Source organism: Salinisphaera dokdonensis CL-ES53, from assembly GCF_040361215.1.
GTDB lineage: Bacteria > Pseudomonadota > Gammaproteobacteria > Nevskiales > Salinisphaeraceae > Salinisphaera > Salinisphaera dokdonensis.
In genome coordinates this window covers 1-23984 of record NZ_APND01000006.1, presented here as the reverse complement: position 1 = coordinate 23984, position 23984 = coordinate 1, and the positions used below count along the sequence as shown (strand labels likewise).

Here is a 23984-nt window from a genome sequence, read left to right as displayed (position 1 = left end):
GGCGCGTCGACGCGGTCCGGTGTTCGGGCCACACTACTGCCAACTATGGCCGATGGCGCGTGCCGCGCTGGTGTCGGGCTTGAACGGGCAGCGTTCCGCCGCCAAGTAGTTGCCAGACGCAGCGAAATCGTGCCGCCTGCAGGCGGCGTTTTTGTTTTCAAAGGACTGCGTAACTGTTTCTCATGAATGCACACGGGAGTGGCAACATGGCCCAGACCCACCAGACCATCAATCCGGCAACTGAAGAGGTCATCGCGACCTACGATCTCGCCAGCGACGAACAGGCGCTGCAAACGCTGCGTGACTCGCACGAGGCTTTCCTGCAATGGCGCACGACCAGCCTCGAAGAGCGCGGCAACATCCTGCGAGAAATCGCCAAGCGCCTGCGTGCCAAGAAAGATGATTATGCCGCGCTGATGACCCAGGAGATGGGCAAGCCGATTTCCCAGGGCGGCGACGAGATCGAGCTCTGTGCCGCGATCTGCGAATACACCGCCGATACGGCAGCGGATGAACTGGCCGACGAGGAGCGCGCGCTCGACGGCGGTCGCGCCTTGATAAGCTATCAGCCGATCGGCGTGATCCTGGGCATTCAGCCCTGGAACTTCCCGTTCTATCAGGTTGTTCGTTACAGCATCGCCAACATCATGGCGGGCAACACGGTACTACTGAAGCACGCGCCCAACGTCTGGGGTGCGGCGCTCGAGATCGAGAAGGTCTTCGCCGAAGCAGGGCTGCCAGAAAACGTTTTCCGCACGCTGCTCATCGATGCGGACCAGACCGGCCAGCTGATCGAGCACGAATACGTGCGCGGTGTGACGCTCACGGGTAGCCCCAAGGCCGGCGCTGCCGTAGCGGCCAAGTCCGGAGAAAACCTGAAAAAGTCGGTGCTCGAACTGGGCAGCAACGACGCCTACCTCGTACTCGAGGATGCGGACATCGACAAGGCCGTCGAAACTTGCGCCCAGGCGCGTGTCTACAACAACGGCGAAACCTGTGTCGCGGCCAAGCGCTTCATCGTGGTTGATTCGGTCTACGAGGAATTCCGCGACAAGTTCGTCGAGAAGATGCGCCAGATCGAGTACGGCGACCCGACCGATCCCAAGACCACGCTCGGGCCAATCGCCCGTGGCGATCTGCGCGATACGCTGCACGATCTGGTCAAGCGTTCGGTCGATGCCGGTGCGACCTGCGTGTTCGGCGGCGAGATACCGGATGGCCCGGGCTATTTCTACCCGAGCACCGTGCTGGAAGACCTCAAGCCGGGCATGCCGGCCTACGACGAGGAACTGTTCGGCCCGGTTGCATCGCTGATCCGCGTATCGGACGAAAACGAAGCCCTGCGCGTGGCCAACGATTCACGCTATGGCCTGGGCGGCGGCATCTTCTCGAAGGATGAGAAGCGTGCCATCGATATCGCCCGTAACCTGTTCGACACCGGTATGGTCAACATCAATGGTTACCGTCTCGCCCAGCCGCATCTGCCGTTCGGCGGCGTGAAGGACAGCGGCTACGGTCGCGAACACGGCGGCTTCGGCATGAAGGAGTTCGTGAACGCGAAAACGGTGATGATCATCGAATGATTGCTCTGGCCAAGCGGCGAAGCCCGTTTGGCGCAGTGATGAAATTAGGCCCGTGCCCTGTGGGGTGCGGGCCTTTTTTGTGCTCGGCGACAACGCCTCAGCTTACCGGTCGCAAAGGCGATATCGGCAGTGTCGCCAACGAGCGGCTGTCGGCAAGCAGCGGAGGCGAGACCCGGTTGCGCCCATTGCGCTTAGCGGTATAAAGCGCGGCATCCGCGGCGTCGACCAACTCCGAGATCCGGTAGCGACCGAGCGTCCCGGCCATCGCGCCGACGCTGACCGTGACGTCGCGGTGGTCTGCGGCATTGACGTGAGGGATGCGGAAGGCCTCGATGGTACGGCGCAGACGCTCGGCGATACGGACTGTATCGGCCAGCGACGCATTGTGGAGCAGAATCAGGAACTCCTCCCCGCCGTAGCGAATCGCCAGGTCGTTGTCGTTACGCAGCTGTGCTGCGATCGCCCCAGCGACGCGCTTGAGACAGGTGTCGCCGGCTGGATGGCCATAGTGGTCGTTGAAAGCCTTGAAGTGATCCACGTCGACCATAAGCGCGCCCACGCTCACGTCCTGGCCTGTGCCGTCGCCGTAAAGCGCTTCGACCTGTTTCTCTAACTGGTAGCGATTCGACAACCCCGTCAGCGGGTCGCGATTGGCGGCGAGTTCTGCATCCTCGCGCCGTAGTCGATCCTGCAGTCGGCGCAAAAAGCTGTGGCGTGCATCTCGCTCCATGCGGAAGTTCGCATTTAGCGACAGATAGCAGGTGGCGATGATTGCGGTCAGGCCGACGAGCTTGCTGGCGAACGGCGCGGCTGAAGGCAGCAAGATCCAGATATAGCACGTCATGAGTGCCAGCGAAGTCGCCAGGGCAAAGCGGAAATCGAGTCGCTGATTAACGTTTGCGTAAATCATCACTGCCAGTACCAGATACTGGTAATGCTGTGCCGCAGGTTGATCGATGTTGATCGAATAGATGAACAGGATCTGAGCGGCCATGGCCAGGGGAACGCTCGCAGCCAAAGTTTCGCGAACAAGCAGCGGCGGTTCGCCGCGCGCCACGAAACCTGTCAGCAGCAATAACGGGGTGACCACTGCTAAATGACAGAACACTGCGAGCAGGAAGGTCTCGGGCAGCAACAGAAAATCTACAACGAGGAACAGGTTGTATATCAAGAGCGAGGGAATGACGGTGCTCGTCATCAATCGCGCACGAGGGCGCTGTGAATAAGTCTCGTATGCGCGTTCCACATTTGGTGGAAATTGCAGACTCCGATCGCAACGTTGGGCGATACACTGTTCAACCTGTCGCGCGTCGATCGTCGATGCCGTCATGGCGGTCCCCAACGGCTTTTTCATGAAGCCCGACGTCTACTTTTAGCACCGCGTTTGCGGCGGCGTGCAAGTCCGGAATACGAATTTCGAGCCGAAAAATCCATTGCCACATGAAGCAATGGGGTCAAGTGCCGGTTTCAAACAGGAAAAATCCGACAGGCGGCGCGAAACGAAAAAGTGTGAAAAATGATCGTTTCTTTTATATTCTTAATTCAAGCCCTTGCTTATTTGTAAAGTAGCGCGACAAAAGCGCCTGCGCTCGGGCAGGCGCTCGAGCCTTAGGCCGCCTAGTCAGCAACCCCCGAAGCACGCGCGGGTACGATGCCCTGGGCGCGTGCCATCGCATAGGCGGCTTTCGGCCCGGTCCAGAGCGAGGGCAGCAGTACCAACGACACCGGAATAGCGGTGATCACGATCAGTTGCTGAAGGGCGCTGATCTGGCCACGGCCCATGTAGAGCAGAATCGCGGCCATGATCGCCATGGTGATGCCCCAGAATGCGCGCATGGCAGGCGCGGGTTGATCGTGGCCGGCCGTGACCACCGAGATCGCATAACTCATCGAGTCACCGGTGGTGGCCACGAAGATGGAAGTCAGCACCATGATTGCCAGCGCCATGGCGGCACCGCCCGGCAGGGCCTGGGCGATTGTGAGCGTGGCGACGTCAAACTTGAAATTGGCCAGCGCGTCGGTGAGATCGAACACGCCGGTCATCTGATAATGGATGCCCGAACCACCAAGCAGGGTGAACCAGAGCGTCGTCGCAATCGGCGCCAAGATCGCCACCGAGACGATCATTTGGCGAATCGTGCGTCCTCGCGATATGCGCGCCACGAAGATCGCCATAAGCGGGCCGTAGCCCAGGAACCAGGCGAAGAAGAACACCGTCCACCACTTCATCCACCAGGCCGGCGCCGTCTGCGACGACATGGTGGCCATAGTGAAGAACGAACTCAGATACTCGCCGAAGGCCTGGACGTAGGTGTTCACAAGGAACAATGTCGGCCCGAACACGAAGATCACGGCCGCGATTGCGAGCGCGAGAAATACGTTGAATCGGCTCAGGGTCTGGATGCCGCGATTGATGCCGGTCACCGCTGATGTGACATAAACCACGCCGAGCACGGCAAGAATCGACAGCTGGGTCGGGAGCCCTTCGGCGAAGCCGAAGATTTCGTGCAGGCCGTAACTGACCTGGGTGGCGAGAAAGCCGATCGGCCCGACCGTGCCGGCGACCACCGCGATGATGCACACCGCGTCGATCACGCTGCCGACGGGACTATCGACGACGCGTTTACCGAGTACGGGCAACAGCAGACTACGCGGACGTAGCGGCTCGCCCTTGTCGTAATGGGCATGGGCCAGAACCACGGCGGTCAACGAACCCAGTATCGCCCAGGCCAGAAACCCCCAGTGCATGAACGACTGCGCGAGCGCGTCAGAAACGGCCGCTGCCGTGCCGGCTTCGGTGTCGAAGGCCGGCGGGGTTGTCAGAAAGTGATAGACCGGCTCGCCAGCGGCAAAGAACACGCCGCCGCCTGCAAGCAGGGTGCACATGATGATTGACAGCCACTTGAAGGTGCTCAGCTCTGGCGCGTCGAGACCGCCGACGCGCGCATTCGCAGCGGGCGTGCAGGCCACGCCGATGCCGATAAAGAACGTTGCGAGCAAGAGCAGTTCGAAATAGGTGCCCAGCGTCGCGGCGGTCCAGGCGAAGCCGATTGAAATCGCGTCGGACACGCCCTCAAGATCATAGAGCGATAGCCCAATGAAAAGGAGCACGAAACCCACGCTGAGTACGAGCGTGATCGGATCGCCCCAACGGGATACCGTCGAGGTGCGAGAGGCAGGCGTGGCTGCTTGATTCATCTATGTTTTCCCGGGCGGGACGGGGAATGTCCTGCGCGTGTCGCTCGATGCGCTCCATGCCTGGCGTACAGGCGTAGCTTTGCGGCGACCGGTGTGGTGATCGGTCGATAGCATCGGCTGCGGTGGCGTCGAAGACGACGCAGATCCCCGTGGCAGCAAACGTGCTGCACTGCAAAATAATGGTCTTATGATACAGGACGGCGCAAGCGACGCATCCCGCGCCCGCCGTGGCAGTCACTGAGCGGCTCGGCGGGCCTCGTTTTTCGGGCTCTAGTCGTCGCGCGATGGACGCCCACGCAGTGTCTTGGTTCGGCCGCGTTTTGTCTTATGGTCCATGCGCTTGCGCTTGGCGCGCCGCGACGGTTTGGTGGGCTTGCGCCGACGCGCCACGGCGGTCGCGCTGCGCACGATAGCCTGCAGACGGGCCAGGGCGTCTTCGCGGTTCTTGTCCTGACTGCGAAACTGTTGTGCCTTGATGACGATGACGCCGTCGCGGGTAATTCGACGGTCGCGTCGGGCCAGCAATCGTTCCTTGTAGAAATCGGGTAGCGACGACGCCTGGATATCGAAACGCAGGTGCACCGCCGTGGCGACCTTGTTCACGTTCTGGCCGCCTGCGCCGGAGGAACGCACGGCGTGCCATTCGATCTCGGAATCGGCGAGGCTGACCTGATTGGAAATGACTAGAGGCATGCGCGAGAGCCTAATCGATTTCCTGCCGTACTTGGCCATAGGCCAGCAGCGAGAACAGCACGGTACCGCCCAGCACGTTGCCGATGAGGGCGGGCAGCAGGCAGCCCCAGAGCGCGTCGATAATATGCACTTCCCCGGCGAGCAGCAGCAGGAACGCTTCCATGGAGCCGACCACAACATGGGCGAAATCGCCCAGGGCGATCATGTAGGTCGCAATCACGATCACCCAGATTTCCGATCCGCGCGCGTTCGGCAGCATCCAGACCATCGCTGCGACGAAAAAGCCGGCAGGAATGCCATGCAGTAACGTCTCGATCCAGCCTTTTTCCAGCAACGGTCGGGATACATCGTGAAAAGCGGCGAGCTGTTCGGGCGTTGCAAAACCCACGACATCGGTGAAAGTCGCCGCGACCAGTGTGCCCACCATGTTGGCGATGAATACCACGCTCCATAGCCGCGCGATGCAGATGAATGACTCGCGATTGGTACGAGTCATAAGCGGCAGCACCGCTGTAATCGTGTTCTCGGTGAATAACTGCGTGCGGCCGAGCACGACAAGCACGAAGCCTACGCAATAGCCGAACGCTTCCAGCGATGGGCGCCACGCGTTGTCGGGCAACGTCTCGTGAAGCAACCCCTCGGCAATAACCGACGTCGAGACTGCAATGCCGGCCGCCACGCCCGACCACCACAGCGAACCCACCAGCCGCGCCATTTCCTCTTCACCGTCACGCCGGATGGTCTGATAGATCGCACGAGCGGAAACGCGGGCATTGGGCGTGGGATGTCGGTTATCTCGGTCAGCCATCGAGTTGCGCGCTATTGAATGTTTCGGTGCACAAGATTATCGCATCCGGTCAGCCGGTCGATGTCGTACCGGGGTAGACAGGTTGCGCGCAACCGGTTGTGTTGGCGAGTTCTCGACCCAAGATCTTGGACAGGTTTCGAAAATAACGGGATAACGCTATGGCATTCCTGGAAGTCGATCGCGAGAACAACGCGCCTGTTGAGCTTTATTACGAAGACTATGGCAGCGGCAAGCCGGTCGTCCTGATTCACGGCTGGCCGTTGAGCGGTCGTTCCTGGGAGAACCAGGTGCCGGCACTCGTCGAGGCCGGTCACCGGGTGATCACCTACGATCGGCGTGGCTTCGGTAAGTCGTCGCAGCCGTGGACCGGTTACGACTACGACACCTTTGCCCAGGATCTGAACACGCTGCTCGAGCATCTCGACTTGAATGACGTGACGCTGGTCGGCTTTTCCATGGGCGGCGGCGAAGTCGCGCGCTATATCGGCACGTACGGCACATCGCGTGTAGCCAATGCTGTTCTGGCTGCTGCGGTTCCGCCCTATCTGTACAAGGCGGATGACAACCCGGATGGCGGCTTGGACGATGCCACCATCGAGCAGTTCGAAAATGGCGTGAAGAGCGATCGGCTCGCCTTCTTCGAAGACTTCGCCACCAACTTCTTCTCCACCGAAGACGGAGGCCTGCTGGTGAGCGAAGCGAGCCGGCAGTATCACCGCGATATCGCCTGGTTCGCTTCGCCGAAGGGCACGCTGGATTGCATCGGCGCATTCGGGCGCACCGACTTCCGCGACGATCTGGCGAAGTTCGATGTGCCCACGCTGGTCATTCACGGCGATTCCGACGGCATCGTGCCGTTCGAAGTCAGTGGCAAGCGTTCGGTCGACGCGATTGCCGACAGCTCGCTGAAGTTGATCGAAGGCGGGCCGCATGGCATCAACGCCACGCACCCCGAGGCCTTCAACAAGGCGCTGGTCGATTTCATCGGCTAGAACGATCGGACGCAGTCGATCGTGAGAAGGGCGGCCCGCGGGCCGCCCTTTTTTATGCCGTTCGTTTAGCGGGAATCGTCGCTGGCGGATGTCGCGGCCGTCGACTCGCCAATCAATGGCAACGGCTCGGCGAACGTCAGCGTGCGATAGGGGAAGGGAATTTCGATTCCGGCAGCGTCGAGCGCGGCCTTCACCGCCACGACGATCTCGCTGCGCGAGCGGCGTACGCCCAGTGGTGTCGAATCACACCACCAGGTCACTTCGATATCCATGCTGCTGTCGCCGAAACCGCGAGCGAAGATCTGAACGGGTTGGCCTTGAATAATCGTCTCGCACGCCGTTACGGCCGTTTCGATTACGCCCAGCGCCTGCGCGAGATCCTCGCCATAGGCCACCCCCGTCATCACGGTGATACGTCGCATCGGCCGATCGGTCAGGACCTCGGTCGGGTTCTGGAACAGCTTGGAGTTCGGCACGAGTAGCAGTTCGCCGCTCACCTTGCGCAGCAGCGTCATACGGATATTGATCTCCTCGACTCGCCCGAAGATTTCGCCGGACTGGATGAAGTCGCCGCTCTCGAACGGATACTTCCAGAGCATGAGCATGCCCGCGAAGAAGTTCTCGAAGGTATCCCGAAACGCGAAGCCCACCGCGACGGATAAAAGCCCCAGGCCGCCGAGTGCCTTGGTCGGTGAAAGCCCGGGAAAGATCACGACGGCCACCAGCAGCAGGCCCAGCCCCCAGATACCCAGCGCAAGCAAGCGCTCGATCAGCCGGCGCAGCGATGCACGCGCGCGCTGGCCGACGAGCAGCGCGGCCGCCCTCTGGCCGAGCCAGGCCGTGCCCCAGGTCAGTAGCAGGATAAGCAGACCGAGGCCGAGAAAAGGCAGGTGATCGACAAAATCGCCCCAGGCGACGAGCACGGTGTTGTGGATCGAGCCCACGACTTCGTCCAGGGAGTCCGGCGCAGCTTGCGCTTGTTCAGTCGGCGCCATCGTATCCCCCGATGCCTTGGTTGGCGGTCACCACTGCATTGTTATCGGCGCCGAGCGTACTGGCAAGCATCAACGCGGCCGGCATTGCGCGGCAAAGCGTCGTCGCGCTTGCGGGCCAATAAAAAGCGCGAATGAGTGAATCCAAAACCGGATTTGCTGTATATCATTACAGCTTATGGACATCCTGCGAAAACTCGAAATACTGGCGGATGCCGCCAAGTACGATGCTTCCTGCTCATCGAGCGGCTCGCGATCACGTCACTCGCTCGGCGGCAAGGGTGTGGGTTCGAGCGAGGGCTCGGGCATTTGTCATGCCTATGCGCCGGACGGACGCTGCATCTCGCTGCTCAAGATATTGCTGACCAACTTCTGTATCTACGAGTGCAGCTACTGCATCAATCGCAACTCCTCGAGCGTCCAGCGCGCGCGCTTCACGGTCGATGAAGTAGTGCGCCTGACGCTGGATTTCTACAAGCGTAACTATATTGAAGGGCTGTTCCTGAGTTCGGGTGTGATCCAGAGTCCGGACTACACGATGGCGCAGCTGGTCGAGGCTGCACGGCGACTGCGTCTCGATCACGATTTTCGTGGTTATATTCATCTCAAGACGATTCCCGATGCCGACGGCGAACTGCTTGCCGAGGCCGGGCGCTTCGCCGATCGGCTATCGATCAATGTCGAACTGCCCACGCAGATCGCGCTCGACGATCTGGCGCCCGAAAAGGATCACCGCACCATCAAACTGTCGATGGCGCGTATCCGTGCACGCCAGGACGAAGACGCCGAGCAGCGTCGTGCCGCACGGCGCACGACCAATCTGACGCCGAAACCGAAAACCCTGCCGCGATTCGCACCGGCCGGACAGTCCACGCAGATGATTGTCGGCGCGGAGCCGTCGACGGACGCCCAGATTCTGTCGACGACGGCGAACCTGTATTCCTCGTACAAGCTCAAGCGCGTCTATTTTTCGGCGTTTTCGCCGATCGCCGACGCATCGGCGAAGCTGCCGGCACGGCGCACGCCGCTCATGCGGGAACATCGGCTGTACCAGTCCGATTGGCTGATCCGTTTCTACGGTTATGGCCATGACGAGATCACCGCGGGGTCGGACGATACCGCGGCGGCAGGTATGCTCGATCTCGATGTGGACCCGAAGTTGGGGTGGGCACTGCGCAATCGCGGCTTCTTCCCGGTCGATCTCAACCGGGCGTCGCGTGAGCAGCTGCTGCGTGTGCCGGGCCTCGGCGTGAAATCGGTCAACAAACTGGTCAAGATTCGCCGTTGGCAGAAGATTCGGCTGGAAGATCTCGTTGCCCTCAAGGCCGGTATCAAGAAAGCCATGCCGTTCATCGTGTGTGCCAACCATCATCCCGGCCTGCAGGAAATACCGAGCGCGCTATTACGCTCGCGTTTCGCGCCGCCGGCGGCCGCGCAACAGGTCTTCGATTTCTAGGGCGCCCGGCATGGATAGGCAGCCGTCATTGTTCGGAGAAGCCGATACCGGCGACGCACAGGTGGTGGCGCGTTTCGCGCCGACCTTCCTCGCCTGGAAGGATGAAGCGCGCCAGCAGCTCGCCAGCGACATCCGGCCCGATCAAATCTGGTGGCAAGCCGAGCCCGGTAAACACAGCGGCGAAGGCGATGCTGAAGCCGGGCATACCGCGCGTGTGCCGAAAGCATTCGTCGATATGGCGCGGGCGGCGAGCTGTCATTGCAGCCCGGATCGCTGGGCCCTCCTGTACCGAATACTCTGGCGACTGACGCACGGCGAGCGCCACTTGATGCAGCTCAGCGGCGACACCGATGTCGCACGACTGACCCGTTACGCCAAGGCCGTGCGCCGGGACGTTCACAAGATGAAGGCTTTTGTCCGGTTTCGTGCGGTGGCCGACCCGCAGGCCGATGACGGCGAACCCCGCTATGTCGCCTGGTTTGAACCCGACCACGGCATCGTCGAATACGCCAGCGGCTTCTTCAAACGCCGCTTTGCCAACATGCGCTGGTCGATTCTCACCCCGATGGGCTGTGCCCATTGGGAAGGGGCAGGCGAGGTCTGGTTCTCGCCTGCCGTCGACAAGAGCGCGGCGCCCGACGGCGATGCGCTCGAAGACGCCTGGCGGATCTACTACCGCAGCATCTTCAATCCTGCACGGGTGAAGATTCGGGCGATGCAGTCCGAGATGCCGCAGAAGTACTGGAAGAACATGCCCGAGGCGCATCTGATTCCGGGGCTGATCCGCGACGCGGATCGGCGGGTGGCCGCCATGGAAGCCGAAACCAAGGATCAGGATGCGATGCACTGCGGTCCGCGTCCTGCGAGCCCCAATGTCGAGAACGCTGCAGCCGTTGCACGAGCGGCGCCCGCATCCCTTGAGCGGCTCGCACTGCAAGCGACCACCTGCCGTAATTGCCCGCTCTGGAGTCCGGCGACCCAGACCGTATTTGGGGAAGGGCCGAGCGATGCACGCATCATGCTGGTTGGCGAGCAACCCGGCGATCGCGAGGATCTCGCAGGTCGGCCGTTTTTGGGGCCGGCCGGGCAACTGCTGGATCGCGCGCTGGCCGATGCGGGTCTCGTGCGCGAACAGCTTTATCTCACCAATACGGTGAAACACTTCAAGTTTGCGAGCAGGGGCAAGACACGCTTGCACGCCAAGCCCGATGAAACCGAGGTAACGGCGTGCAAACCCTGGCTCGACAGCGAGATCGGCCTGGTCGATCCGGCGCTTATCGTTTGCCTAGGGGCCACTGCGGCACAGGCGCTGTTGGGCGGCGCGGCACGAGTGACCCGAGATCGCGGCCGTCCGATTGACTGGCAGGATCGCCGCTACCTGCTCACCGTCCATCCGGCTTATCTGTTGCGACGTGGTAGCGCGGCAGCGAATTCTTCCGAGTACGCGCGTTTTGTGACAGATCTCGCACAGGCGGTAGCTTGGTCGGCGTAAGTCGCCGGTTCCAGAGGCCCGCGAGAAATTCCAGAGCTCGGCCGCCGGGTGAAGGTCTGCCCTAGTCGGGTGAGCGGTGTGCGTGTCGCGCGTCCGATCAGGAGGATCCAGGGCGCATCCTCGCCCGTGTGCCGGTCCATGCCGTCTGGCTGCTAACGAGCTGCAGGCAAAAAAACCGCTCTCCAAGGAGAGCGGTAAGTCTGCACACGGGTTCTATTCGTTCAAGGAGCCTTGTTTAGATCGCGAGCGTCGGGTCGGTACGACGTGAGCGGCGAGCTACAACACCGACGCCAATCAGGCCGAGGCCGAAGAGCGCGAGGGCCAGTTCAGACGGTTCCGGGACGTTGACCGACGTGATCGATTCGGCGATGAACACGAAGTCCTGGAAATCCTGGTCCGTGCCGTCTTCCCAGCCGAAGATATACTCGTTCGAACCCCACACACCGGAGGAGCTGTCGGCGATCTGAATTACTTCTTCGTCATTACCCTGGTAGACCACGGAACGCTGCTGGCCGCCTTCATTCAGCCCCGGCGCCGAGTAGAAGATCCCGTTCGGGGTGTCGAGATAGAAGCCGAACAAGCTGTCAGCGAAGAACGTACCCGTATTACCGTCGAGGCCGAGTATGACTTCGTTGGAGGCGCTGAAGCCGATCAGCTGTTTGCTGCCCGTCGTGTCTGCGCCACTGTAGAGTTCGACCCGATTGTTTTCGTCGGCCGCGTCGAAGATACCGAGCGTGTTGCTCGAAGAATTGGCGGTAATTTCGATGATGATCTGGCTGAAGCTGCCCCCCGAGCCCTGGACCTTCCAGAAGCTGCTCGGTGAGAATTGATCGTCGTTCACATCGATGAAATTGTCCCCGTCGACCGCGATGTCGTCGAGGATCTGTTGGAGCGACGTTTCGCTTCCGGTTTGTACGGGAACCGCAAAAGCCTGACCGGCGAAAAGCATTGAGCCGGCTGCGGCGATGAGTAGATGTTTGAAAGTTTTCATGATGCCTTTTCCCTGAATGCCTGTGGGTGTTGAGGCCACTTGATTTCTTGCGGCAGATCGCCGGCAGAAGGGGTGTTGCAATCGATGTGCCAAAACTCAGAGCATTGATTAGTAAGATAAAAATATCGCGCGCTGGGGGTTTCAAGAGAAAGTTGTAAGGCCTGTCGACGTTTTCCATGTCAACCGATGCGCGCAGGATCCAGTCGTGTGTCCGAATGCGCTTGGCAACTTTTTACAGGCCGGTCCGGCCCAGGCGATAACGTGATGAAATGAAAGGCGATAGGACGACGTTTTTCGACGTGCCTACGCCACAGGCGTGTAAGTGGGTGGCGAATGCGTGGCGTATAACGATCGTCGTAAGGTTTGGCGACATATAAGCCCGTTCTCGCTTTGCCTCGTAGATCGGCGGCGAACCAGGAGTCAGTTCACAGCGCTGATTGATGGCTATCGGTATAGCGGCTTACGGTCCCGGGAAAGCTTCGAACAATGAGAAACGATAATGAGTGACTGGGACATCGCCGACATACCGCACCTCACAGGCAAGACAGCGGTTGTGACCGGTGCAAATAGCGGACTCGGGCTGGAGACCACCCGCGCACTGGCCGGTGCCGGAGCGCAGGTGGTGATGGCGTGCCGCAACGTCGGTAAGGGCGAGCATGCTGCCGAGCAGATTCGACGCGATCACCCGGCCGCGCGTGTTCAGGTCATGCCGCTGGATCTGGCGAATCTGTCGAGCGTGGAATCGTTCGCAGCGGATTTCCTGGCGAGTCATGAGCGGCTGGATATTCTGGTCAACAACGCCGGCGTGATGGCGTTGCCGTTGCGGCGCACGGCCGACGGTTTTGAAATGCAGATCGGCACCAACCATCTCGGCCATTTCGCACTGACCGGCCGGCTCCTGGACCGGCTTCGGGCCACGCCGGATGCCCGCGTTGTGACCGTATCGAGCCTTGCGCATACCTTCGGCAGTATCGATTCCGGTGATCTCAACTGGAATACGCGCCGGTACAAGCGCTGGCCGGCCTACGGACAGGCCAAACTCGCCAATCTGGTGTTCGCGTTGGAGCTTGATCGGCGTTTGCGTGCCTCCAGCGCCGATGTGCTGAGTGCGGCGGCCCATCCGGGTTACGCGGCCACACATCTGCAGCTCGCCGGGCCTGAAATGACCGGTTCGCGGTTGGCGGCGACCGGCATGCGCGTGGCCAACCGGGTATTCGGCCAGTCACAGCGTCGTGGCGCATTACCCAGTCTTTATGCCGCGACTGCAGGCGATGTCGAAGGTGGTGACTATTTCGGCCCGGACGGGTTTCGCGAGTTCTGGGGCAAGCCGACGCGCGTGAAGCCGGCGGGTCGTGCGCTCAAGCGTGACACGGCCGAGCGCTTGTGGGCTGTGTCCGAGCAGCTCACTGGCGTGTCCTACGGCATGTGACGGCCTGGCGCGGCGCCGCACCAATGGGCGAGCCTCGTCATTCGCGCGCAGCGCGGGCATGATCGGTAACGCCAGAGCGCGGTCCGTGCCGCGCCGATACAGGAGCATGCATGGCACGCAAACGCGACGGTGAGCGCAGCAGCCTGCTCGGTCAGGTCACCAGCTTGACCAGCAGCCTTTCCAAAAGTGCGTTGAGTGCGCTCGCCAGCCGGGTGGGCGGGCTGACGCTGGATATCGGCCGGACGATCATCCTCGATCGCGCCCAGCGCAAACTGTTGTCCGAAGAGCAGCGGGCCTGGATGGTGCGCGGTGGCGAAGCGATCCAGGATGCGCGCCAGACGGCTGGGCTATCGCGCGACGATCTGGCACGGGCTCTGGATCTGGAAGACAAGACCGTTCTGCAGGCCATGGAGCAGGGCTCGGCGACGGTGTCTTTCGATCTGCTGCTGCGTCTGACGTCGCTGCTTGCCCGCAACGATCCGATCCCGTTTCTCATCCAGCTCGTGCGTGGCTTCAACCCGCGGCTCTGGGCGCTGGCCGAGGACTGGGGCGTGGGCCGGCTGCCGACGATGGTCGAGCGCGATCGCAAGTGGATCAATATCTATCGTGGCAACGAGGCCGCGCGTCAGTTGCCCGAAGCCGACTTCGACGAAGTGATCGCCTTCTGTGAAAGCGCGCTGACCATGGCCGTACAGTTCAAGCAGACCGGCCGGGCACCCAGCGTTGCGGACCCGACGGACATGGCCGACGACGACGCCAGCTGACCCGCGGCCAGCTCAGTCGAACCGCCCGCCGCGCCCGGCGCCGCGCACGAAGCGATCAGCTCCCCCCGCCGCCTGATCGATGGACTCGAGACCGTGGCGGAATTCGTTGTCGAGCGCCGCGTCGTGGTCGAGCGACCACTGTTCGATCGCCGAGGCGCGGTCATGGCGCATGCAGTCTTGCGGAAAACCCGCGATCTGTTCGGCGAGTTCGAGCGCTGCCTCGAGTGCGGTGCCGTCGTCGACGACTCGATTGGCCAGCCCCCAGGCCAACGCCTCCTCGGCGCCGACTGCACGACCGGTCAGGATCATGTCCATGGCGCGCGAGGCGCCGATCAGTCGTGGCAGGCGCACGGTGCCGCCATCGATCAGCGGCACGCCCCAGCGCCGGCAGAAAACGCCGAAAACCGCCGAGCGTTCCATCACCCGTATATCGCACCAACAAGCCAGCTCCAGGCCGCCGGCGACCGCCGCACCGGCCACGGCGGCGATCACCGGCTTGGACAAGCGCATACGGCTCGGGCCCATCGGCGCATCGCCTTCAAGGTCGATACGGTTGCGTCGCTCACCAGAAGCCACGGCCTTGAGATCGGCGCCGGCACAGAAATAGCCGCCGGTGCCGGTCAGGATCGCCACCCCTAATGTGTCGTCGGCCTCGAACTCTCGGAAAGCGGCGGCCAGGGCGTCAGCCGTGGGGCGATCCACGGCATTGCGCGCCTCGGGCCTGTCGATGGTGACGATGAAGACCGCGTCGCGACGTTCGGTGGTTACAGACATGCGTGTGTTCCGATCGGGAGAGCGGCCGTGATCAGACGGCTTCGCCCCAGTAGTTGTAGGTCAGCACCCGCGGTCCGGGAATATAGCCTTGCTGCAGATCATCGACGCTAAAGCCGGCGGCATCGAGCAGTGCGGGTACGTCGCGATCCATATGGCAGTCGCCCGCAATACGTCGCCACGCTGGCGTAAGGCGGCGTTGCCAGCGCGCGACGGATGGCTCGGGCGCGAGGCCGTGCTCGCAGAACAGCAGTCGGCCGCCGGGCCGCAACGTGCGTTTCATCTCGCGCAAGGCGGCGACAGGATCGGGGATGCTGCACAGCGTGTAGGTGAGCACGACGGTGTCGAAACGGTCGTCTTCGACCGGTATCTGTTCGGCCGATAACGTCATTAGTTCGAGATCGAGCCCGGTGCCAGCCAGCCGTTTACGAGTGGTGCGGTTCATCTGGGTGGCCGGGTCCAGGCCCCAGATACGTTCGATCTGCTCGGCGCGATAGTGAGGCAGGTTCAGCCCGGTGCCGATGCCGACTTCGAGCACCTCGCCGCGCGCCAGTGGCACGATCTTGTCGCGCTGGCGACGAACCGGTCGCACGCCGCAGGCGAAATCGAGCAGGCGGGGCAGGCAATAGCGTTCGTAGAAAGTCATGGTCGGCCAACGAAAAATGCTGGCCCCTGTTTAGCATGCGGACGGCGCCGACGCATGCCGGGGTTGAATCGGCCGGATTCAAGGGCAGGTTCAGGGGTATCGCAAACGAGGTTCGTCCCATGCAAACAATAAAGATCGATCTGGTATCCGATGTCGTCTGCCCCTGGTGCGCCATCGGCGATGCGCGCCTGCAACAGGCGATGGATCGCCTCGCCGACGAATACGAATTCGAGGTGGAATGGCATCCGTTCCTGCTCAACCCGGATGTCCCCGCCGAAGGCCGCGACATCCTCGAACACTTGAGCGCGAAATACGGGCGCAGCGTTGAGGAGATGAAGAGCTCGCAGTACGACATCATCAACGCCGCGCGCGAACTGGGTCTGAACTTCGAGAAAGCGCTGGAGCGTCGCTCCTGGAGTACCTTCGATACCCACCGCGTGCTCGCCTACGCCAAAGAGCATGGCCAGGACGCGGCGTTCAATCGGGCACTGTTCGAGGCCTATTTCGGCCGCGCCGAAAGCCCGACCGACCCGGAAGTGATCGTGCCGATCGCCGAATCGCTGGGTCTGGACGGCGCGCGTGTTCGCGAAATTCTCGCTTCGGACGAATACGCCGAACAGGTCGAGCGCGAGATTGCCCATTGGCAGTCGCTGGGCGTGTCCTCGGTGCCGTCGTTCATCGTCGACAACAAGTATCTGCTGGCCGGCGCTCAGCCGCCGGAAACGCTGGCCGATGCCCTGCGCCAGATTGCCGGCGAGCGCGCCGAAAGCGCCTGATCGTTATTCGATGACTACTCGGTAGCCCCGGCCGGCGGGCGCGTTGGCTCCGGCACGTCGGTGTCGCTGACTCGAGCGCGCACGTTGGGTAGATAGTCCGGATAGTCGCGCTGGATGAAGTCCAGCAGCGCCTCGCGGATACGACAACGCAGATGCCAGAGCGCGACCGAATCATTCGAGCTCATCAGAAAACGAATCTGCATCGCGTGCTCGCCGGACTCGACGACCTGCGTGGTGCCCATCAGTTCGTCCCAGGTATCGTCGGCCTTGAGCAGGCGTTCGAATTCGGCGCGTAGCGGCGGCACGGGCATGCGGTAGTCGAGCCACATGAAAACCGGCCCCATCAGGCTGGTGGGGCGGCGGGTCCAGTTCTCGAACGGGTTTTCGATAAACCATTGCAGCGGCACGATCAGCCGGCGCAGATCCCAGGTGCGTAGCACCACATAAGTGGTGGTGACTTCCTCCACCCAGCACCATTCGTCCTTGAACCTGAGCACGTCCTCGATACGAAACGGCTGCGACAGCGCGATCTGCAGTCCCGCGAGCAGATTGGACAGCACCGGCCGTGCCGCAAAGCCGATGATGAGGCCGCCAATGCCCGCCGAGGCGAGCAGGCTGGTGCCGAGCTGGCGTATCGAAGGAAAGGTCATCAACGCGGCCGAGATGCCGATGATGGCAACGAGAACGGTCAGCCCGCGGGTCAGGAAACGGGCCTGGGTCTCGACCCTGCGCGCGGCATGGTGCCGGCCCTCGACCGCCGGATTGAGGCTGACGATGACGTCGCCGATGGCGGTGATTGCCTTCAATGCCGCCCAGGTCAGCGCCAGAATCAGGCACAGACTGTTGATGTGCCGTAGCGCTGCAAGCCAGGGGAGATCGTTGTCACTGGCATGCCAGACCGCCTGCAAGGCAAGCAGGAAGACCACGACGCCGCCGGCGCGATCGCACTGGCGAAGAAATTCGCGGGCGATTGCACGACGCTGGATCAGCCGGTAACCGAGGCGGATCAGCAGAACATAAACAGCGATTACGAGTATTGCCGTGCCGACGGCTGTGAACAGGGTCATGGCCGAGGCGCTGAGGGTCGGGTCTATGGCTTCAAGCATTCAAGGTGTTCCGTAGCCGGGCCGAAGCGTGGACCGACATGCGTGACAGAGAGACGATCTGTCACGCAGTTTCCCTGCCATAGGCTGTCGCTGGCAATCGTGTTGTAGCGCTCGCCCCGGGGGACGAGGCGGTCTCTAGGCCAGCATGGCGCCCAGCGAATACAGCCCGAAGCAGGCGCCGACCAGCAACGCGGAAGCGAGTGTAATCAGCGTACCGTTCACGCAATACTTGATAGTGGTATAGCGCCTCGGGTTGGTTTGCTTGAGCTCGCGCGTATTCGACAGTACCGGTGCCAGTTTGGCGAATACGGTGTTCGCCAGGCCGCGTTCGTCTTCGGCCGTGTTGGGCACCACAGTGGCGCGCATCAGGCCTTTATAGAAGAAGTTCACCAACGGCCCGACGATACGGGTCGGGCGCTCCACGTCGCACATCAGGATCACGCGGTCTTCTTCGGCGTCGTTGTGCGCGTAGTGCAGATACGTCTCGTCGAACAGCAGAGCCTTGCCGTCGCGCCAGGAGTAATCCTCGCCATCGATGTTGATGTAGCAGGGATTGGCGTTCGGGGTCGCCAGGCCCAGGTGATAACGCAGCGAGCAGGCCGCAGGGTCGGCGTGGCGCGTCAGCTTGGAGCCGACCGGTAACACGGAGAACATCGCGCCGTTCACGCAGGACACGCCTTCGAGCAGACGTGTGGTCTCCGGGCACATGCGTTTGGCGGAGTTGTGCGTGGTGCCGTACCAGCGCAGGTAGAACTTGCTCCAGCCGTATTTGTAGAACGTACGGAAACCGATGTCGTAATAGCCGCCCGATCCGGCGCTCTTGGTCTGCTCGAAAACGTCGTTTCGGTGCAGGGCCAGCGCCTCTTCGCGGATGACTTGCCAGTTGCGCTGGATGACCTCGAGTTCCGGAAATCGGTCGAGATCCATGATCGGTTGGCGTGCCCGTCGCTGCGTGAACAGGTAGAGCAGGCAGTTGAGCGGGCTGAACATCGGCCAGCCCTTGCGCAGGTACTGCTTGAAGCTGTCGTAGCGCACGTCGCCGCGAAAACGATAGACGTAGAGAATCGATCCTGCGACGAAAAGGAACAGGGTCGAGAAAGTCAGCAATAGGGGCACATCGGCTCCTCTGGCGTGGTCGCTGCGTGGTACGGCCCAACGCATTGTCGTTGCCATGGGCAGTAATCCGAACCTGCACGATGCCTGCAGCCGTATTAGCAAAGCATCAAGGGTGTAGTGCACATAAAGCGTGCTACGCCGATATGTCGAACGCGTGTCGGTGTGCGTGCCGACCCGCCGGTGCGAGTCGCTCCTGCCGGGCGGAAATCGGCTGAGAATTGCCTATGCGCTATCTTGTACGGGCGATTCGTTCAGCGTGGGGCCATTGGGGCTACGCAAGGCTGTGAGTCGCAGAAGGCGTTGGGGCGCCTGTTTCGACGTGATATTCCGCTACCGGTCGGCGCCGGCGCGGGAAAGCTATGCGCGCCGCGTAGAACCTGGCGCGCAAATGAAAAGAAAGGGATACGCATGCTGAATAACCGCAAGTCTTCGGGATCGATCCGCCGAGCCGTGATCGGCCTCCACCTGGTTTTGCTGCCGCTGTTGATGGGCGGCTGTGTCTGGCAGGCCGCACAGTTCTGGGTTGCGGGCGAACAGGTTGAACTGCGCGAAACCGATCCGGACGAACGCCCGGCGCCGGCTGACAAGCCCAAGCTACTGATTCTTGCCATCGACGGTATCGATCGGCCGTTGCTCTATCGCATGCTCAAAGACGGCGAACTCCCGGAGCTTGCCAAACTGCTGGGTGGTGATGGCAGCGGCGACGATTTCCCCCATGCCTATTTCGAGCGCTCGATGGTCAGCGTTCTGCCGTCGTCCACGGCCGTGTCATGGGCGACCACGGTGACTGGCGAAGATCCGGCCCACCACGGCGTCGCCGGCAACGAGTACTTCATACGCAAGACCGGCACGTACGCCGCGCCGGTGCCGGTCACGATCTCGAACGCCGAACAGGTGCTCAAGATCTATACCGAGGGCTATGCGAACGATCTACTGGAAGCGCCGACCGTGTACGAGCGCATGCGTGAGACCGATCCCGGCGTGCGCGTCTGGGTGGGTATGCACCAGTTCTATACTGGCGCGGATCGCCTGATTCTCACCGATCGCACGGCCATGCTTGAGGCGTTCCAGTCCTACTTTCAGGAACACGTGGTCTCGCACCTGACCGGCAAGGAAGCCCTGTCGCTGTTCCGGGAACTTGACGAAGAGGTCGTCGAGAACATGGATGACCTCATGGAGAGCGAGCCGCCGGCAGACGTCATCACGATCTACATGCCGGGGCTGGATCACTACGCCCACGTGGCCGACCGCGACCCGGACGAATCGCGTACCGAGTATCTGGAGAAAGCGATCGAGCCGATGATGAAGTCGCTACGCGAGACGCTCGAGGAAACCGGCGCGCTTGAAGACCGTTATGTACTGCTGACATCTGACCACGGCCATACACGAGTCACCCACGACGACCGCAACTCGTTGGGACTCGACGGCGAGGGCGAACCGCCACAGGTGCTGGAAAAAGCGGGCTTCACCGTGCGGCCGTTCGATCTGGAGGTCGACGAGGAGACGTTCTTCGATACCGCGCTCGCCTACCAGGGCGCGCTGGCGTATGTATACGTGGCCGATCGCAGCACTTGCAGCGACGGCGAGTCACCCTGTGACTGGTCCGAGCCGGCGCGCGAGGAAGATGTCGAGGCTGTGGCCGAGGCTTACTGGCGCAACAACCGCGACGGCGATCTTGTGCCCGAGATGCGGGATACGCTCGATATGGTGCTGGTTCGCACCCGGGCTTCTGATGAAGGTGAGGGCGATGTCTTTGAAGTCTATCTGGGCGACGGCAAGACCCAGCGGCTAGCCGACTATCTGGCCGCGAACCCGCACCCGAACTACGTCGACATGCCCGAGCGCATGCAGGGGCTCGCAGACGGCCCGCACGGCGACCGCGCCGGCGACGTGATCTTGGTTGCCCACAACGGCAACCGCGACCATCCCGACGAGCGCTTCTACTTCGCGTCCCTGTATCAGTCCTGGCACGGCAGTCCTTCGCACCGGGATTCCGACATTCCGCTGATCGTGGCAAACGCCGACCGTAGCAGCGCCGAGATCGAACAGACTGTCCAGAAAGTGCTCAAGGGTGAGTCCAGCCAGCGTCTGATCGGCGATTTGATACTGAATCTGCGCACGGGCGAGAAATCGAGTCGTGACGACGACCAGTAGTACTCCACCGACGCGGCCACCGACGAACGGCGACTGCCGCGGCCACGCCGACTGTTAGTCTTCGTGCACCCGTCTGAATAATAAGAACCGCGTCGCCATGCCAGCCAGTCGCACCGATCACGCCACCTCGCCGCACATCGCCATCATCGGGACCGGTTTCGGTGGGCTGTGCATGGCCATGCAACTCGTCAAGGCAGGCATTCGATCGTTCACGCTGTTCGAGAAAGCCGCCACGCTCGGCGGAACGTGGCGCGACAACACCTATCCGGGCGCGGCCTGCGACGTGCAGTCGCATCTGTATTCCTATTCCTTCGAGCCGAAGAGCGACTGGTCGCGCAAATTCGGCACCCAGGCCGAGATTCGCGAGTACCTCGAAGACTGTGCGGCCAAGTACGGGCTGCTCGAGCATATCCGCTTCGAGTCCGAAGTCAGTGGTGCCGTCTTCGATGACGCGCGGCAGAATTGGCGGCTGGATTTGGCTACGGGTGAAAGCGAAGTCTTCGATGTCGTGATCACGGCCTGTGGCCAACTCAATCAGCCGGCGTACCCGAATATTCCGGGCCGCGAGACGTTTGCGGGGCAGAGTTTTCATTCCGCGCGCTGGGATCACGAGGTGGATCTTGCTGGCCGCGACGTCGCCGTCGTGGGCACGGGCGCGAGCGCTATCCAGTTCGTGCCGCAGATCGTGGACCGGGTCGGCCGCCTCAAGCTGTTCCAACGCTCGGGTGCGTGGGTCGTCTCCAAGCCGGACCGGCCCTTCAAGCCGTTCGAGCAGAAGTTGTTCGCGCGCTTCCCGTGGTTCGATCGCGTCTATCGCACGCTGATCTACTGGAAGAACGAAAGCCGTGCGCTGGCCTTCACGCGCTTCGGTTTCCTGCTCGAGACTTTCGCCTGGATGGCCCGTTTCCAGGCGTGGCGGCAGATGGACAATGCAGACAAGCGCCGGCGTCTGATTCCGGATTACAAGATCGGCTGCAAGCGCATCCTGCTCGCCAGCGACTGGTATCCGGCTGTCGATCGCGACAATCTGGATCTGATCACCGACGGTATCGACCACATCGAATCGGACGCCGTGGTCATGAAAGACGGCACCCGCCACACGGCCGATGTGCTCATCTATGGCACGGGTTTCCATGCCACCGATTTCCTCGCGCCCATGGCTATATCGGGCCGTAACGGCGCCAGCCTGAACGACGTCTGGCGCGATGGCGCCGAGGCCTACAAGGGCATCAACGTGGCCGGCTTCCCGAACCTGTTCATGCTGTACGGGCCGAATACCAATCTGGCGCACAGCTCGATTGTGTTCATGCTCGAATCCCAGGTGCGCTATGTCATGCAGTGCGTGCAGGCCTTGCGCGACCCGCAAGTCGCGACCATGGACGTACGTGCCGATCGCCAGCAGGCCTACAACACCGATATTCAGAACCGGCTCGACGGCACCGTCTGGACCGCCGGCTGCGACTCCTGGTACACGAACGCCTCCGGTAAGCAGACCAACAACTGGCCCGATTTCACTTTTGCCTTCCGGCGCATGACTGCGCATCTGGCGCTCGACGACTACCAGCTCGACGCGCCGCGCGTGCCGAGTCGCGCCTCGACACCGCAGCGCGCGGCCGGTGGTGCATGACCGCGCAGCCGCTGACGACCGAAGCGCGCGAACGCATCATCGCCGTGCTCAAAGCCCTTCTGGCAGAACGTGGCCCCCACAAAACGATCTGCCCCTCCGAAATCGCGCGCGAGCTGGGCGCCGGGAGCGACGCCGAGGCGAGCCAGCAGTGGCGCGCGTGGATGCCGGTGGTTCGTACCGTCGCCGGTGAACTGGCTGCCGCTGATGTGATCGTGGTCACGCAAGGTGGCGAGCCGGTGGATATTCGCAGCGTTCGCGGGCCCGTGCGTATCGGTCGGCCTTCGGCAGCAACCAAGGCGTCGAACTAAGATTTCGAGCTTAGCCGAAGGCTCGGTCGGGTCGCCGTTCTCCGACGGATACGCCGCACGAAGCCCTCGGTCTCGCCCACCGCGAATGTAGTTGCCGCGGCGAACTGGCTGCTCGAACGGCAGGATCAGGCCAGAGACGAAATTGTTCACGATCGTCTGCAGGCGGAAACCGATGCCGACCGACAGCGCCGGCAATGAAGGCCCGCTTGCTCAGGTCCAGGCCAACATGGCTGAGCAGAACCAGCGCGGTGATGACGAACAGCACATGGCCGGTAACGGTAGAGCCTGCCTCACCGGTAAGGGTCTCCATTTGGCGTGCGCACCAACCACTGGTTTTCCATGCGCCCGAACGGCCAGCGGATCAGCGTGGCGACGACAACCGGAATCATCGTGCCCATCAACAGCCGCGCGGGGATGACGCGCACCTGGCCGACGTTGAACCCGGTCCAGGCAAAGGAGCGCAGCAGGTCGAAGCTCGCGCGCGACAAGCCCCACAGCTGCAGCACGACAAGCGGTAGCGCCAGCCAGATCAGCACGTGGATGAGGGCCGCGAACAGCTCTGCCTCGCGAAAGCGTTCGTCGTGCTCGACGCGCAGCATGTGGCGAAGCCGCCGCTGCCAGCGATAACGGCCTTCGTTCAGACCGTCTGCCACCCGATCGACGGTACGGCTGGCGAGCCAGGCGACGAGCACGGCGGCAAGTGTCCCCGCGGCGGGGCGTAGCGGCAGATCGGTGAAACGACCGGGTTGGAGCCGGTCGGAAATGCTTAGGCCGACGGCGGTCAATGCCAGTGCTGCGACCAGCAGCGTGAGAAACGTATAGCGGGCCACGTACGCGCGACCTGCGGATACAGGGCCGGTAAGGGTCTCCATTTGGCGTGCGCACCAACCACTGGTTTTCCATGCGCCCGAACGGCCAGCGGGTCAGCGTGGCGACGACAACCGGAATCATCGTGCCCATCAACAGCCGCGCGGGGACGACGCGTACCTGGCCCACGTTGAAACCCGGTCCAGGCAAAAGAGCGCAGCGGGTCGAAGCTCGCGCGCGACAAGCCCACAGTTGCAGCACGACAAGCGGTAGCG

At 62.1% G+C, this 23984-nt stretch carries 21 protein-coding genes; 10 read left to right on the top strand and 11 right to left on the bottom strand.

Going from position 1 to position 23984, the window contains the following annotated elements; genetic code table 11:
• Positions 1-206 precede the first annotated feature (206 nt).
• The gene (locus tag SADO_RS16290) at positions 207-1583 is read left to right on the top strand and encodes an NAD-dependent succinate-semialdehyde dehydrogenase (protein ID WP_353113324.1); all 1377 of its coding nucleotides are present in this window, start codon (positions 207-209) and stop codon (positions 1581-1583) included.
• Between the two features lie 97 nt (positions 1584-1680).
• Here the strand turns inward: SADO_RS16290 and SADO_RS16285 are convergent, their stop codons facing one another.
• From SADO_RS16285 to SADO_RS16270, 4 genes are all read right to left on the bottom strand, one after another.
• Complete coding sequence (locus tag SADO_RS16285) at positions 1681-2781, bottom strand: diguanylate cyclase (protein ID WP_353113322.1); 1101 nt, start codon at positions 2779-2781, stop codon at positions 1681-1683.
• A 419-nt stretch (positions 2782-3200) separates the two neighbouring features.
• The gene (locus SADO_RS16280; protein ID WP_353113320.1) at positions 3201-4781 is read right to left on the bottom strand and encodes a BCCT family transporter; all 1581 of its coding nucleotides are present in this window, start codon (positions 4779-4781) and stop codon (positions 3201-3203) included.
• A gap of 270 nt (positions 4782-5051) precedes the next feature.
• The gene (gene arfB, locus SADO_RS16275; RefSeq protein ID WP_353113318.1) at positions 5052-5474 is read right to left on the bottom strand and encodes an alternative ribosome rescue aminoacyl-tRNA hydrolase ArfB; all 423 of its coding nucleotides are present in this window, start codon (positions 5472-5474) and stop codon (positions 5052-5054) included.
• Positions 5475-5484: 10 nt separating this feature from the next.
• Positions 5485-6282, bottom strand: a complete 798-nt coding sequence (locus SADO_RS16270) for a formate/nitrite transporter family protein (RefSeq protein ID WP_353113316.1) — start codon at positions 6280-6282, stop codon at positions 5485-5487.
• Between the two features lie 158 nt (positions 6283-6440).
• Here SADO_RS16270 and SADO_RS16265 point away from each other — a divergent pair, with 158 nt between their 5' ends.
• Positions 6441-7274 (top strand): alpha/beta fold hydrolase, encoded by an 834-nt coding sequence (locus SADO_RS16265; protein ID WP_353113314.1) that lies wholly within the window; start codon positions 6441-6443, stop codon positions 7272-7274.
• Between the two features lie 65 nt (positions 7275-7339).
• Here SADO_RS16265 and SADO_RS16260 read toward each other — a convergent pair whose 3' ends face one another.
• Positions 7340-8269 (bottom strand): mechanosensitive ion channel family protein, encoded by a 930-nt coding sequence (locus tag SADO_RS16260; protein ID WP_353113312.1) that lies wholly within the window; start codon positions 8267-8269, stop codon positions 7340-7342.
• Between the two features lie 175 nt (positions 8270-8444).
• Here SADO_RS16260 and SADO_RS16255 point away from each other — a divergent pair, with 175 nt between their 5' ends.
• On the top strand, positions 8445-9722 hold the full coding sequence (locus SADO_RS16255) for a putative DNA modification/repair radical SAM protein (RefSeq protein WP_353113310.1): 1278 nt from the start codon (positions 8445-8447) through the stop codon (positions 9720-9722).
• A gap of 10 nt (positions 9723-9732) precedes the next feature.
• Positions 9733-11214 (top strand): UdgX family uracil-DNA binding protein, encoded by a 1482-nt coding sequence (locus tag SADO_RS16250; RefSeq protein WP_353113308.1) that lies wholly within the window; start codon positions 9733-9735, stop codon positions 11212-11214.
• 235 nt (positions 11215-11449) lie between these two features.
• On the opposite strand, the gene SADO_RS16245 is transcribed toward SADO_RS16250, so the two are convergent.
• Positions 11450-12298, bottom strand: coding sequence for a PEP-CTERM sorting domain-containing protein (locus tag SADO_RS16245; RefSeq protein ID WP_353113306.1), 849 nt, complete (start codon positions 12296-12298; stop codon positions 11450-11452).
• A gap of 406 nt (positions 12299-12704) precedes the next feature.
• Between SADO_RS16245 and SADO_RS16240 the strand changes: the two genes are divergently transcribed.
• Together SADO_RS16240 and SADO_RS16235 are read left to right on the top strand one after the other, a co-directional pair.
• Positions 12705-13634, top strand: coding sequence for an oxidoreductase (locus tag SADO_RS16240; protein ID WP_353113304.1), 930 nt, complete (start codon positions 12705-12707; stop codon positions 13632-13634).
• 110 nt (positions 13635-13744) lie between these two features.
• Positions 13745-14398, top strand: coding sequence for a helix-turn-helix domain-containing protein (locus SADO_RS16235; RefSeq protein ID WP_353113302.1), 654 nt, complete (start codon positions 13745-13747; stop codon positions 14396-14398).
• A 12-nt stretch (positions 14399-14410) separates the two neighbouring features.
• Here SADO_RS16235 and SADO_RS16230 read toward each other — a convergent pair whose 3' ends face one another.
• Both SADO_RS16230 and SADO_RS16225 read right to left on the bottom strand, forming a co-directional pair.
• Positions 14411-15172: a crotonase/enoyl-CoA hydratase family protein gene (locus SADO_RS16230; protein WP_353113300.1), complete on the bottom strand. Its 762-nt coding sequence runs from the start codon at positions 15170-15172 to the stop codon at positions 14411-14413.
• Between the two features lie 31 nt (positions 15173-15203).
• A complete protein-coding gene (locus SADO_RS16225; protein WP_353113298.1) occupies positions 15204-15815 on the bottom strand; it encodes a class I SAM-dependent methyltransferase in 612 nt (203 codons plus the stop codon).
• 119 nt (positions 15816-15934) lie between these two features.
• On the opposite strand from SADO_RS16225, the gene SADO_RS16220 reads away from it, so the two are divergent.
• Positions 15935-16591, top strand: a complete 657-nt coding sequence (locus tag SADO_RS16220; RefSeq protein ID WP_353113296.1) for a DsbA family oxidoreductase — start codon at positions 15935-15937, stop codon at positions 16589-16591.
• 14 nt (positions 16592-16605) lie between these two features.
• Here the strand turns inward: SADO_RS16220 and SADO_RS16215 are convergent, their stop codons facing one another.
• Positions 16606-17697: a mechanosensitive ion channel family protein gene (locus SADO_RS16215; protein WP_353113294.1), complete on the bottom strand. Its 1092-nt coding sequence runs from the start codon at positions 17695-17697 to the stop codon at positions 16606-16608.
• Between the two features lie 135 nt (positions 17698-17832).
• A complete protein-coding gene (locus SADO_RS16210) occupies positions 17833-18813 on the bottom strand; it encodes an aspartyl/asparaginyl beta-hydroxylase domain-containing protein (RefSeq protein WP_353113292.1) in 981 nt (326 codons plus the stop codon).
• Between the two features lie 408 nt (positions 18814-19221).
• On the opposite strand from SADO_RS16210, the gene SADO_RS16205 reads away from it, so the two are divergent.
• From SADO_RS16205 to SADO_RS16195, 3 genes are all read left to right on the top strand, one after another.
• Complete coding sequence (locus SADO_RS16205) at positions 19222-20967, top strand: alkaline phosphatase family protein (protein WP_353113290.1); 1746 nt, start codon at positions 19222-19224, stop codon at positions 20965-20967.
• A 97-nt stretch (positions 20968-21064) separates the two neighbouring features.
• Entirely contained in the window at positions 21065-22594 is a 1530-nt protein-coding gene (locus SADO_RS16200) for a flavin-containing monooxygenase (RefSeq protein WP_353113288.1), read from the top strand.
• A complete protein-coding gene (locus SADO_RS16195) occupies positions 22591-22902 on the top strand; it encodes a DUF3253 domain-containing protein (RefSeq protein WP_353113286.1) in 312 nt (103 codons plus the stop codon). Before SADO_RS16200 ends, SADO_RS16195 begins: the two co-directional genes overlap by 4 nt.
• A gap of 290 nt (positions 22903-23192) precedes the next feature.
• Here the strand turns inward: SADO_RS16195 and SADO_RS16190 are convergent, their stop codons facing one another.
• On the bottom strand, positions 23193-23732 hold the full coding sequence (locus SADO_RS16190; RefSeq protein ID WP_353113284.1) for a hypothetical protein: 540 nt from the start codon (positions 23730-23732) through the stop codon (positions 23193-23195).
• Positions 23733-23984 lie beyond the last annotated feature (252 nt).